This is a genomic window from Bifidobacterium crudilactis (assembly GCF_000738005.1).
Classification (GTDB): domain Bacteria; phylum Actinomycetota; class Actinomycetes; order Actinomycetales; family Bifidobacteriaceae; genus Bombiscardovia; species Bombiscardovia crudilactis.
In genome coordinates, this window is the sequence record NZ_JHAL01000002.1 from 1,095,959 (window position 1) to 1,108,530 (window position 12,572).

Genomic DNA, 12,572 nt, shown 5'->3' on the forward strand with positions numbered 1-12,572 from the left:
CAGTACGATATCGGATGCCTTTCGCTATCGACGACCGTAGGATACAAGCATGAGTGAAGAGGGACTACAGCCGCAGGGCCTGACCTTGGACGGACGGTACCGTATCATTCGCCGCATCGCCGAGGGCGGCATGGCCACGGTGTACGAAGCCACCGACGAACGTCTGTCCCGCCAGGTTGCCGTCAAAATCATGCACCTGCAACTTGCCCAGGGGCCCCACCGCGCCCAGTTCATCGAACGATTCCACCGCGAGGTTCGTGCTGCGGCATCAATCGCCGACCCGCACATCGTCCAGGTCTACGACAGCGGAGAGTATCAAGGCCGGAACTACCTGGTCATGGAATATGTACGCGGTGTGAATCTGCGGTACGAGATGAATCTGCAACAGACCTTCAGCGTGCACGAAACGCTGCGCATCACCAGAGAGACCTTGGAAGGTCTCGCCTCGGCACACGAGTCGGGTGTGGTCCACCGCGACGTCAAACCGGAGAACATTCTGCTGAACACCCGAGGCCATGTGCAGATCACCGATTTCGGACTCGCGAAGGCCGCATCGCAGGCCACGCTGTCCACAACCGGCATGCTGCTGGGCACGGCTGCATACCTTGCGCCCGAGATGATCGAACTCAATCAGGCCACCAAACAGGGTGATGTGTACTCGGTGGGCATCATCGCCTACGAGATGATCACCGGTTCGGTGCCCTTCGCCAGCGATAATCCGGTGACCCTCGCCTTCAAACACGTGCATGACGATGTTCCTCGTCTCGATGTCGTATGCGAGGGCATCGACCCGGAAGTGGCGATATTGATAGGCCACCTGTGCGAACGCCACATGGATGCACGACCAGCCGATGCGGAGGCCGCGCTCAAAGAGCTCAGAGCATGCGAGGCTCGACTCTCACCAGAAGCGGGACTCTTCACCATGCCCGCTCCAGGCCCATACGAAGCCCAATCGCGCGGTACCCAGACGGATGACGATTCCGCACTATCTCAATCGTCGAGCACAACCCAGGCGAGTATCGTGAGCACATCCGCACTGCCCACGAACCCGCCGGCTCCCCGCTCGGATGAGACGGTCAATCTCAGCGCTCTCCCCTCCTCGGCCGATTCGGGTGCGCCGAATTCCGAAAACACTACGGTGCTGTCCGAAGGCCCGGGTTCAGAGCCCGGCAAGCAGCACGGCAATAAGCGTAAACGTCCTGTCATCATCGCGGCCATCGTCGCGGTACTCCTGCTGCTCGCCGCAGGGGGCGGCGCCTCCTGGTGGTATTTCCTGGGCCCCGGCAGCTATTGGGCCGTTCCCCAGCCCACGGACATATCCTGCACGGCAAACACCGTCTGCAAGTTGACCGGCGCGGAGTTCTCAAAGTTCAAGAGCACCCTTGCCGTCAGCGGCATCAACTATTCGACCACCGAAGCCTACAGCGACACCGTAGCCAAGGGTAGAATCATCTCTTCGAATCCGGAAAGCGTCGGCGCTCATGTCAGCAAACGAGGCGGCAGTCTGACCATCGTCGTTTCCAAGGGCATCCAGCAGGCGACCATTCCGGCCGATCTGCTCGATTCCGCTTCCACAGCCGGCAAGAAACCTCTTGAGGCCTTGAAACAGGCGGGTTTCAGCGCGGTTACCCACGACGAAAACGCAGATGACTACAGTATGGACGTTCCCGCCGGTGCGGCTATCAGCGTTTCGCCCGAGCCGGGCAGCACAGTGAACCACAATGCTGCGGTTACGGTGGTTCTTTCTAAAGGCCCGAAGCCCGTCAGCATGCCCGACATCGTCGGCAAGTCCAAGGACTCCGCTCAACAACAGCTGGATGAGGCGCGTCTCAAAGTGAGCTATGCCGAGGACTGGTCGGACAGCGTCGACAGCGGGAAGGTCATCTCCGCCACCCAGCAGGCTGGGGCTCAGCTGCATTGGGGAGATGCCGTCAACGTCGTCGTTTCCAAGGGACCACAGACCGTCACCATGCCCGATGTGCGCGGGCAAAGTTCGGATGACGCCAGCAAAACATTGAAAGCGCTCGGCTTCGATGTCGAGATTTCCGCGCCGCTCGGCGATCTGACCCACACGGTACGTCTGCAAAGCCCCGACCCCGGTCAGACCGTGCGTCTTAGAGACCACAACGGCAAAGCCACGGTTATCACGCTCACCGTGGTGTGATGCCAGGGGCATCACGAGATAACTGCACTAAAAGGACAGCTTTATTGAAGAAATTCTGCTATTTTTCTGTCCTTTTAGTGCAGTTATCCTGTAATGCGTGCGGCTATCCCTTTTTCTGGCTGTTCTTGAGAACCTGAGCGTACATATCGACGTATTCCTGGCCGCTCAGTGCCCGAATATCCTGCATCATGCGATCAGTGAGCTGTCGGAGCTGCTCTCGGGTGACATTCTCCGAGGGGGTTTTCGGTACCTGAATCGCTTTGCCGAAAACAACCTTGGTGTTGCCCTTCCCCGGAATGACGGTGCCAGGCCTCTGCAATTCCCTGGAACCGATAATCGCCGTCGGAATAATCGGAGCGCCCGTTTCATAAGCCAGACGTGCCACGCCCGTATGGCCGCGGAACAATCGGCCATCAGGACTGCGAGTTCCTTCCGGATGAATACCGAAGATATTTCCGGCCTCGAGGACGTGTCGCGCCGTTTCCAGCGCACCAAGCGCCTTGGAGCCTCCCGAGCGATCAACTGGGAACACTCCCACGGAGGTGAACCACCATTTCTTGAAGCGGCCCTTGATTCCCTTGCCGTTGAAATACTCGGCCTTGCCCATGAAATGAATCATGCGGGGGCTGGAGAGTGGCAACAGAGCATCGTCGATGACGGCGAGATGGTTTGAGGCGATGATCGCCCCTCCCTGCTTGGGGATGTTCTCGGCACCCTCAACAACGGGATGAAAACGCCTCCGCGCCACAGGTCCAAGCGTTTTAACGAAAAACCAATACAGCACGGTGCCTCCTCGTCAGCAATTGCCAACCGCTGCGGTTAAAGTATGGGATATGACCGACCACAACAATAGCAACCCTTCTGAGCAGCAACAAAACGAGGAGCCGCATGATGGCTCCTCGTCCGACCCTGCAACACCAGGCAGCGAATCCTCCGGAGATGCGTGGTCCGACTTCGTCGATGCGCATGCCGATGATATTTCGGCTGTGGAGCGTTCGCGTGCTGCCAAGCGTTTCGAGAAGAGCGCCCGGAAAGCCCAGAAAAAAGCGGCACTGAGTGTGGACGATTTGAAATCGTCGGCGTTTACCAATGCAGGCCGCAGCGGTGGGCCACGCGATTTTCAGGGCAGAAGCTGGCTCGACACCGACGATGTCATGGATTCGGATAGCGTCTTCACACCACCAAACCCCAATCTGGGCCATATGCGCCGAGGGGTGCTGACGTTTTCCGTAATGTGCATTCTGGGTCTGGTCGCTTTCGCAGCCGCCATACTGCTTCCCGCATGGTCGGGTACCATCGGCACCATCGGCGGCGTCCTGATGCTCATCGGTGGTGTCGGGCTGTTCACACAACTTCGCGGACATGCAAACACCCGCAGCGATCCATATGACGACGGCGCACGTGTATAACCGTCCATCTGCCTTCTCGCTCGCCTGAACCCACACATACTCCCGTTGCCCACCGGGTCACCTCTGTAGCTGTGCCGTCGCCATCTGAGGCAAAACGGCACGAGGACCTGCCTCGCGCTGCGTGGCGGTCCTCGTGCTCAAGACCAGTGTTGGGTGCAGTCTCTTATTCGGCAGCTACTTTGGCCTGTGCCGTCGCTATCCAGCGCTTCAGCAGGTCTTCTGCGGCGCCACTGGCGATTGCCTCCTGTGCCAATGCGTAGGCTTCCTTGAAACGCTCGGTCAGAGAGGCATCTGTGTCGCTGAGCAGATGACCGTCAGCGACAATGGCCGATGCGGCGTTGAGCAGCGCCGTGCTGCGCGATGGAATGTCCTTGCCCGCCACAAAATCACGCATCACCTGAGCGTTGAATTCAGGCTCCCCTCCTCTGAGGTCCTCGACTGTGATTCGCGGCAAACCAAGTTCCACAGTGGGGTCGAATGTGCTCTCCGTCACCTCGCCGTTCTTGACATCCCAAACGGAGACCGGGCCCGTGGGAGCCATCTCGTCAAGGCCTTCAGAAGAGGTGTAGACCAGTCCGCTCTGCCCGTTTCCGGCGAACACCGAAGCCATCATCGGACTCAGCTTCCTGTCCGCGCAACCGATGGCGACATGGCTCGGGTGTGCCGGATTGGTCAGGGGACCAAGCACATTGAACACCGTGGGAATGCCCAGTGCCGAGCGCACGGGCCCCACGAAGCGCATGGCCGGATGGAAGGTCTTCGCGAAGGCGAAGGTGATGCCGACCTCGTCGCCGACCTCCCCGACGGCCTCCGGTTCCAGGTCAAGCGGCAATCCGAGAGATTCCAGGCAATCGGCGGTGCCGCTTTTGCTACTCGCGGCCCTGTTGCCATGCTTCACGATCCGTACGCCGGCCGCCGCGGCCACCACCGCGCCCATCGTTGAGAGATTGACCGTCGATGCGCCGTCACCGCCTGTGCCGACGATATCGGTGGTCTCCCCTTCGACGTTCAGGCTTTTCGCGTGGGAGACCATGGCCTTGGCCGCGCCCGCGACCTCTTCGCTGGTCAATCCCAAGGTCTGCATCGCTGCCAATGTCGCACCGACCGCCACCGGATCGGCATTGCCGTTCATCAGTTCGTCGACAAACCAGTACGATTCATCCGCAGTCAGTGCTTGTCCTTTGACCAAAGTCCTCAGAATAGCCTTCCATGTGAAGGGCTCACTCATTATTCCTCCTAGAGACCGCGAATATTGTTGATACTCACAACGGTTGTGTATCCGATGACATTCTAGTGCCTCCGCATTACCGGAAGCGCTGCTCCTCTGACCGGCTATATGACGGACCGGCCACCACAGCAAGTTTCAAGGCTGTGATGGCCGGTCTGAATAGTGCAGGACAGTGCAGGAACCTATGATTACTCGTTCTGTCCGTGGCACATCTTGTATTTACGACCCGAACCGCAGGGGCAGGGCGCATTACGCGATGTTCCCGGGAACGTACGCCCGTCCGACCATGGGGTGCGCAGCGCTTCCTCCTTGGGACGCTTGCTTGCAGGAATCTTCTGCTCAGCGTGGCTGAGCGGTTCAGGGCCTACGATGCCTTTCGGCTCTGACGCCTTTTTCTCGCCCTCACTGTTTGCTTCTTCAGCGGTGACGACGCTTTCGGCATCGTCATCCGCATCATCGGCTTCGCTATCGGGATCCGACGGAGCCTTGAAGGTCAGCTTCTCGCCATCCGCGTCGGATGATATGACTTCACCCTCACCAAGGCTTTCACGTGCCTGATCGACGGCGGCATCCTCATCGCTTTCGGATTCCAGATCCTCCGTCTTTGCGATTTGCTCGATGTCGACGTTGAACAGCAGCTGGATGCTCTCCTCTTTGATCGCCTCGATCATCGAGTTGTACATCTGATAGCCTTCTCGCTGGTATTCCACCAGAGGGTCGCGCTGTCCCATACCGCGCAGACCGATGCCGTCCTTGAGATAATCCATCTCGTACAGATGCTCACGCCACTTGCGGTCCAGAACCGCCAGCACCACACGCCGCTCTAGCTGACGCATGCCCTCGGAGCCCAGAGCGTCTTCACGAGCCTTGTACTGCTCCTTCGCATCGTCGACGACGAGTTCACGAAGACGGTCAGCCGCCTTGTCTCCCTTGAGATCCGCGACCGCAGTTTTGGCTTCGTCCTGCTCGATGCCGATCGGGTAGATGGAGGACAGCGCCTTCCACAGCCCCTCGTAATCCCAGGCGGAAGGCTTGTCGGAACCCTTATTCGCTCCACGAATATAGGAAGACGCGATATCCGAGATGAAACGCTCGATGTCATCGTGGATGTCTTCGCCCTGCAGCACGGCCTGACGCTCCTGATAAATCACCTTGCGCTGCTTGTTCATCACATCGTCATATTTCAGGACGTTCTTACGAATCTCGAAGTTTCGTGACTCGACGGCCTTCTGCGCATTGCGCACGCCCTTGGAGACGCTCTTCGATTCGATGGGCTCGCCTTCAGGCAGTCCCTTCGACATCACTCGTGCGACCAACTGCGTGTTGAACAGACGCATCAGGTCGTCTTCGAGGCTGAGGTAGAAACGTGACTCGCCGGGATCTCCCTGACGGCCCGAACGTCCCCTCAACTGATTGTCAATACGTCGGGACTCGTGGCGTTCGGTGCCGAGCACGTACAATCCGCCGAGTTTGACGACTTCCTCGTGTTCGTCCTTGACCTGTTCCTTCACTGCCTCCAGTGTTTCAGGCCACAGTCTCTCATACTCTTCCGGTGTGTCCTCGGCCGAATAGCCTTCCGCACGGAGCTTCTGGTCAGCCAGGAACTCGGTGTTGCCGCCGAGCATGATATCGGTTCCTCGACCGGCCATGTTCGTGGCGACGGTAACCGCGTCCTTTCGTCCTGCGACGGCGACGACCGAGGCTTCCTTCTCATGCTGCTTCGCATTGAGCACCTGATGCGGTATCTCGGCGACGTCAAGCAGAGTCGACACCACTTCCGATGATTCCACGGATGCGGTTCCGAGCAGCACAGGCTGCCCAGTGGCGTGACGCTTGGCGACATCCTTGACGATCGCGGTCAGCTTCTCCTTCTTGGTGCGGAAGATCAGATCGTCCTGATCCTTGCGGACCATGGCGCGATTGGTGGGGATCGGCAGCACACCCAGCTTGTAGGTGCCCATGAACTCGGCCGCTTCGGTTTCTGCGGTACCGGTCATGCCCGAGAGCTTGTCGTACATACGGAAGTAGTTCTGCAAGGTAATGGTCGCAAAGGTCTGGTTCTCCGCCTTGACCTCGACGCCTTCCTTCGCCTCGATGGCCTGATGCAGACCTTCGTTGTAACGACGCCCCGACAGGATACGGCCCGTGTGCTCATCGACGATCAGCACCTCCCCGCCTTGCACCACGTAATCGCGGTCCCGGAGGAAGAGTTCTTTGGCCTTGATGGCATTGTTGAGATAACCGATAAGCGCGGTGTTGCCCGGTTCGTACAGGTTGTCGATGCCGAGGTAGTCCTCGATCTTGTTGATACCCGAATCGAGTATGCCGACGACCTTCTTCTTCTCATCGACCTCGTAATCATCATCGCGTGTCAGCTTCGGCACCAGCCGCGCGAATTGACGGTACCAGCGGGTGACATCACCCTCAGCCGGGCCTGAGATAATCAGCGGCGTGCGGGCTTCGTCGATAAGGATGGAATCGACCTCATCAACGATGGCGAAGTTATGTCCGCGCTGCACGAGCTCGGATTTCTCCCAAGCCATGTTGTCTCGCAGATAGTCGAAACCGAATTCGTTGTTCGTGCCGTAGGTGATGTCGGCCTGGTACTGCTTGCGGCGCTCCTGCGGCTTCTGATCGGTGACGATGCAACCTACGGTCATACCGAGGAATCGGAAGATGCGGCCCATCAGCTCGGACTGGTAGCTCGCCAGGTAGTCGTTGACGGTGACGACATGGACGCCCTTGCCGCTCAGAGCATTGAGATAGCTCGGCAGCGTGGCCACCAGGGTCTTGCCTTCACCGGTTTTCATCTCGGCGATATTGCCCCAATGCAGTGCGGCGCCACCCATGAGCTGAACATCGAAATGACGCTGCCCCAGCGTCCTTCTGGATACCTCGCGGACTGTGGCGAAAGCCTCGGGCATAATCGAATCGAGGGATTCACCCTTGTCTATGCGCTTCCTGAATTTGGGAGTCTGAGCTTTCAGCTCTTCATCGCTCATCGCCTTGATGTCATCTTCCAAAGCATTGACCGCAGTGGCCACGCCTTGGAGCTTACGAAGCTGGTGCCCTTCGCCGATACGGAGGACTTTATCCAGGATTGCTACCACGTTTCGCTCCCTAATATGCTACCTATTACACAGGCATCGCCCGACGACCTAGCGTCAGGCACAAACTTCGTTCATAATACTCGAATGCAGGGATTTACACTACTCGCGCACGCCTGACCGACATACCCTTTATGCGGGGTGAACAAGGAAGCGGGTCGCATCCGCTTTGCCACTCGGATGCGACCCGCCGATTCATGCTCGCCGTAGTGGTTTTACCCTGGCGAGAATCGTACTAGGAGATATCAGGCCTTGACATTCTCAGGGGTATCGATTTCGAAGACACCGTAGCTCCAACCATGACGGTGATAGACCACGGAAGGACGTCCTGTCTCCTTGTTGACGAACAGGAAGAAATCATGACCGATCAATTCCATCTCATACAAGGCCTCGTCAATGCTCATCGGCTCTGCAAGATGAAGCTTTCGACGAATGACGATCGGTGTGTCCCCAACTTGCACTTCCACTGATTCGCCCGGTGCCAATTCGCTGGCCACGGCAGCCTCGGGGCTGTTATTCGGTTCTTCATCCTCCGTGGACTCTTCCTGAACGGACGGCAGCACGGCTCCCATATCCACCGGGACGGGATTGAGATACCCCCTCCTGTGATCCTTGCGACGGTCGCGTGCCCTACGCAGACGCAGGGTGAGCTTGTCCAAAGCCATGTCCAAGGCACTGAACTCATCGGTGCTTGATGCCTCCGCCCGAACCACGGTACGTCCTGCAATCACCGTAATCTCGACTCGCTTGGCGGTATCGGCCTGGCGCGGATTGCCCTCGTGAGTCAGCACAATCTGTGCGCGTTGGGCATCCGGCGCAATGGCGGTCACACGATTCATCTTGGTGTCCACCACGTCACGGAACCTCTGCTTGATTTGCGTGTGGCGACCTGTTACGACGTTCTCCATGTGAACCTCCTTGGATCAAGCGGCTGAGCCGCTGTGTGCGATGAGCGGCATCTTCACCGCTCGGGTATCTCATATTGTAACCGACCGATGCACGACATCCGCGAAGGCTAAGCCAATAACGAGAACATTCACGAGCCTTGCTCGTCACACTTGAAAGCGCGGCTTCACTCCGTGTGCCCCGTGACAAAAACTGCTAAAGTCAATTGTTTGAGACCTCTTGATGGCCGCGGTGTTGCCGGATTTCCGCGTAGCGGTTACCGGCATCACTGAGGAACTTCCGGGCTCCACAGAGCACGATGGCGGATAACGTCCGCCCAGGGCGACCTGAGAGATAGCGCAGCAGAGAACAGACCGCCTGCAGTGCAATGGCGACATCGCATTGCAGGTAAGGGTGAAACGGCGGTGTAAGAGACCACCGGGCCGCTGGTAACAGTAGGCCGCATGGCAAGCCTCATCGGGAGCAAGGCCAAGCAGAAGGCGTTAAGGGCTGCTCGCCCGTGCCTTCGGGTAGGCTGCTAGAGCTTGCTGGCAACAGCAAGTCGAGATGGATGGTCATCCGTTCGCAAGAACGACAGAACCCGGGGTAGAAGAGGTCTCACTCACACTTACAGCTCATTCTGCACAGCGGAGCGAAACTGTGCCGGATAACTGCACTACAAGGACAGCTTTTCGGAGAAATTATTACCACATTGCTGTCCTTGTAGTGCAGTTATCTTATTGCACCCTTACACGCCATAGTGTGATGAGCCGGTTATACGCACCCTTTGCCGAATGCCGAATCCGCCTGTATCGCAGCGCTCATCAGTCGAACACGTCGGCGAACACCTGTCGGAGTGTGTCAGGACTGTGGCCTTTTCTGCCTCCAGCACTCCAGAACCGTCTCATCCGGACCTTGCGTTCCATCCCCTGCGTTCTTCGCGCCACCGATCGGCCGAGAGCATACGCCGCATCGACGAACTGACCTTGTTGAGCGGCCTCCTCAATCAGCCGTGATGACACCACGGAATCAACGCCTTTGCGCGACATCTCCATCCTCACGCCACGTTCGCCCATATCGCGCTGCAAACAGTACCTCAACAGAGCTTCGGCATACGATTCGTCGTCGAGCAGACCCAATTCCTGAAGACGCTGAATGACCTCGGCGATAAGAACGTCATCAAAATCCTTGCGCTGGAGACGTTTGGCCAAATCGGCCGACGACCTTGGCGCAGCGTCCAAGGAACGCAGCGCCGCTTCCTTGCACTCTTCGAAACATTCCTGCTCCACCGGAGACCTGTTATCAGCTTCCCGCTGGGTACTCTGCGGCATCGTCGTTGTACCGTCACGCTGACAATCACTCGAGGAGTCATGTGCGAACTCGGTCGGCATCTGTACCTTGCTGAGAAATTCGTCAGCGGAAATCATGCGCGCTCACTCTGCTGTTGCGCAGAATCGCCATTCTCATCCTCGTCACTTGGCGGATGCATCTGCCGATTCGACCCCTGCGGCGGCATCATTGTCGTGCGGTCCATCAGTGCCGTTGTTCCCGCCGTCCCCTGCATTCTTGTCTCCGGAGGCATCCTCGCTGTCCTCAGGACGCGGGATGAGACCGAACTCCATTTTGACTCTGTTCTCGATTTCACTGGTCAATTCGGCGTTGTCCTTGAGGAACTGGCGGACATTTTCACGTCCTTGCCCCAGTTGGTCACCATCATAGGTAAACCACGAGCCCGACTTCTTGACGATGTTGGTCTGCAACGCCATATCGAGAATCGAGCCTTCGCGTGAGATGCCCTCTCCGTACAGCATATCGAATTCCGCGGATTTGAATGGCGGGGCCATTTTGTTTTTGACGACTTTGACTCTGGTGCGGTTGCCGACCGCCTCATCACCGTTCTTCAAAGTCTGAATCCTACGTATGTCCAGTCGGACGGAGGAATAGAATTTCAGGGCCTTGCCACCCGTCGTGGTTTCCGGGCTTCCGAAGAATACGCCGATTTTCTCACGCAACTGGTTGATGAAAATCGCCGTGGTATTCGCCTGTGCCAATGCACCGGTCATCTTCCTCAGAGCCTGACTCATCAAGCGGGCTTGCAGACCGACATGGCTGTCGCCCATATCGCCTTCGATTTCCGCCTTCGGCACCAGAGCCGCAACCGAGTCGATGACGATGATGTCCAAAGCACCCGAACGGATCAGCATATCCGCTATCTCCAACGCCTGCTCGCCATTGTCGGGCTGTGAGATTATCAGCGAATCGGTATCGACGCCTAGCTTACGGGCATATTCAGGATCGAGTGCATGCTCGGCGTCGATGAAGGCCGCTACCCCGCCGTTTCGCTGAGCGTTGGCCACCGCATGCAACGTAAGTGTGGTCTTGCCGGAAGATTCGGGGCCGTAGATTTCGACGACCCTGCCTCGAGGCAGTCCCCCGATGCCAAGCGCCATATCCAATGCCAGAGAGCCTGTGGAAATCACTTCGACATTCTGCACCGGTCTGTCGCCCAAACGCATTGCGGAGCCTTTGCCGAAATTCTTTTCCACCTGGGCAAGCGCCGTATCCAGCGCCGCCTGGCGACGCGACTGCGTATCGTTCTCAGAGGATTTCTTCGATGCGCGGGCGCTTGTATGTTGTGCCATCTGGCCTCTCCTTGTGTTCTAAGCTGTTTTCCTGCTGCGACAGTAACACCATAGAACCGTATTCAGGCACATGAACACTTCCACAAGCAATGTGGTCGAATGTGCGCCTGACTGTCGAGCAGTGAGTAACTGAGCTGCGTGGACGACTATACCCGAACATTTGTTCGAATACAAATACGCCAAGTCGGCGATATGAACGACCTTGAACTCGGCGAACCGTAAGAATGCCTTTACCTGGCAGGCATAGGAGGGGCATTATGGTCTTTGCCCCAACGTCTCGAATCGGGTATATCCATCTGATCGCACAGCACGTTCCACACCGTACGAGGCTCGACACCCGATTCCAACGCCTCTACAACCGTAAGGGAGTCCAGTTCATGCAACTGCTGGTCCTTGGAAAGACTTCGCCCGTAGCTGCGCCCGAAAACCTCTTCGAGCAATTCCCAGAACTCCCGTTCCCTCAACGACCACAACCCCTTCGATTAGCTGAACACACATCCTCTGCACCGTCACCGGTCCTAATACCACTGACACGGCGTGTAAGCATAACTATCAATGAGAATCCTCGCGAATCCTCTCGAATCAATCCTGCAGGGACTCTATATAGTCCGCAACCATCCGCAGCATCTGGGAGACGCTGACACCGAGTGCCTCGGCTATCGAACTGAGCAGTTCCGAACTGGCTTCCTTCTGCCCACGCTCTACCTCTGAGAGGTATCCGAGCGACACTCCGGCATTCTCGCTGACCTCGCGAAGGGTCTTGTGATCCTTGCTACGGAGATCGCGCAACACATGTCCGATGGCCTCCCGCAAGGATACCTGATGCGTTCCCGCATAGGCGTCATCCGCCGTACCTGCGGCCGCGGCCACGGAGCGGACGTCACCGCCTTCTTCCTTCATCCACATACGTGCGAGCGCCGCCTGACGCTCATCCTTGGCTTTCTTAGCCGCTCTTGCCCTCAGTACCTGCTGTTGTGCGAATACGACCGCACGACGCTGGGCTGGGGTCAAATCCCTGACTCGGGCCGCTCCCTCACGTACTGCATTCGACTGCAGCTCGAAGGAATCCTCGGTGTGTCGCAACACTGTCTGATTATCTGTCATCACGTGCCCCTTTCATACCGCCTGAAGCTGTTT

Annotated in this window: 10 protein-coding genes and 1 other RNA gene; 3 read left to right on the forward strand and 8 right to left on the reverse strand. The window is 57.8% G+C overall.

From position 1 onward, the window contains the following. Positions 1–49: 49 nt before the first annotated feature. On the forward strand, positions 50–2,164 hold the full coding sequence (locus tag DB51_RS06790; RefSeq protein WP_034252765.1) for a Stk1 family PASTA domain-containing Ser/Thr kinase: 2,115 nt from the start codon (positions 50–52) through the stop codon (positions 2,162–2,164). A gap of 103 nt (positions 2,165–2,267) precedes the next feature. Here DB51_RS06790 and DB51_RS06795 read toward each other — a convergent pair whose 3' ends face one another. Next, the gene (locus DB51_RS06795) at positions 2,268–2,948 is read right to left on the reverse strand and encodes a lysophospholipid acyltransferase family protein (protein WP_034252767.1); all 681 of its coding nucleotides are present in this window, start codon (positions 2,946–2,948) and stop codon (positions 2,268–2,270) included. Positions 2,949–2,997: 49 nt separating this feature from the next. Between DB51_RS06795 and DB51_RS06800 the strand changes: the two genes are divergently transcribed. Further along, a complete protein-coding gene (locus DB51_RS06800; protein WP_034252770.1) occupies positions 2,998–3,573 on the forward strand; it encodes a hypothetical protein in 576 nt (191 codons plus the stop codon). Between the two features lie 163 nt (positions 3,574–3,736). On the opposite strand, the gene trpD is transcribed toward DB51_RS06800, so the two are convergent. The 3 genes from trpD to hpf form a co-directional block, all read right to left on the reverse strand. After that, positions 3,737–4,801 carry an anthranilate phosphoribosyltransferase gene (trpD, locus tag DB51_RS06805; RefSeq protein WP_034252774.1) on the reverse strand — a complete coding sequence of 355 codons (1,065 nt, stop codon included), beginning with the start codon at positions 4,799–4,801 and terminating at the stop codon, positions 3,737–3,739. Positions 4,802–4,989: 188 nt separating this feature from the next. Beyond that, positions 4,990–7,911, reverse strand: a complete 2,922-nt coding sequence (gene secA / locus DB51_RS06810; protein WP_034252775.1) for a preprotein translocase subunit SecA — start codon at positions 7,909–7,911, stop codon at positions 4,990–4,992. Between the two features lie 242 nt (positions 7,912–8,153). Further along, positions 8,154–8,816: a ribosome hibernation-promoting factor, HPF/YfiA family gene (hpf, locus tag DB51_RS06815; protein ID WP_034252776.1), complete on the reverse strand. Its 663-nt coding sequence runs from the start codon at positions 8,814–8,816 to the stop codon at positions 8,154–8,156. A gap of 208 nt (positions 8,817–9,024) precedes the next feature. On the opposite strand from hpf, the gene rnpB reads away from it, so the two are divergent. After that, positions 9,025–9,418: RNase P RNA component class A (gene rnpB / locus DB51_RS09900), an RNA gene on the forward strand. A 199-nt stretch (positions 9,419–9,617) separates the two neighbouring features. Here rnpB and DB51_RS06820 read toward each other — a convergent pair. The 4 genes from DB51_RS06820 to DB51_RS06835 form a co-directional block, all read right to left on the reverse strand. Further along, complete coding sequence (locus tag DB51_RS06820; protein ID WP_034252777.1) at positions 9,618–10,220, reverse strand: regulatory protein RecX; 603 nt, start codon at positions 10,218–10,220, stop codon at positions 9,618–9,620. A 45-nt stretch (positions 10,221–10,265) separates the two neighbouring features. Further along, the gene (gene recA, locus DB51_RS06825) at positions 10,266–11,435 is read right to left on the reverse strand and encodes a recombinase RecA (protein ID WP_084674614.1); all 1,170 of its coding nucleotides are present in this window, start codon (positions 11,433–11,435) and stop codon (positions 10,266–10,268) included. A gap of 230 nt (positions 11,436–11,665) precedes the next feature. Then, positions 11,666–11,899, reverse strand: coding sequence for a DUF3046 domain-containing protein (locus DB51_RS06830; RefSeq protein ID WP_034252779.1), 234 nt, complete (start codon positions 11,897–11,899; stop codon positions 11,666–11,668). A gap of 118 nt (positions 11,900–12,017) precedes the next feature. After that, positions 12,018–12,539: a helix-turn-helix domain-containing protein gene (locus DB51_RS06835; RefSeq protein WP_034252782.1), complete on the reverse strand. Its 522-nt coding sequence runs from the start codon at positions 12,537–12,539 to the stop codon at positions 12,018–12,020. Positions 12,540–12,572: the final 33 nt, after the last annotated feature.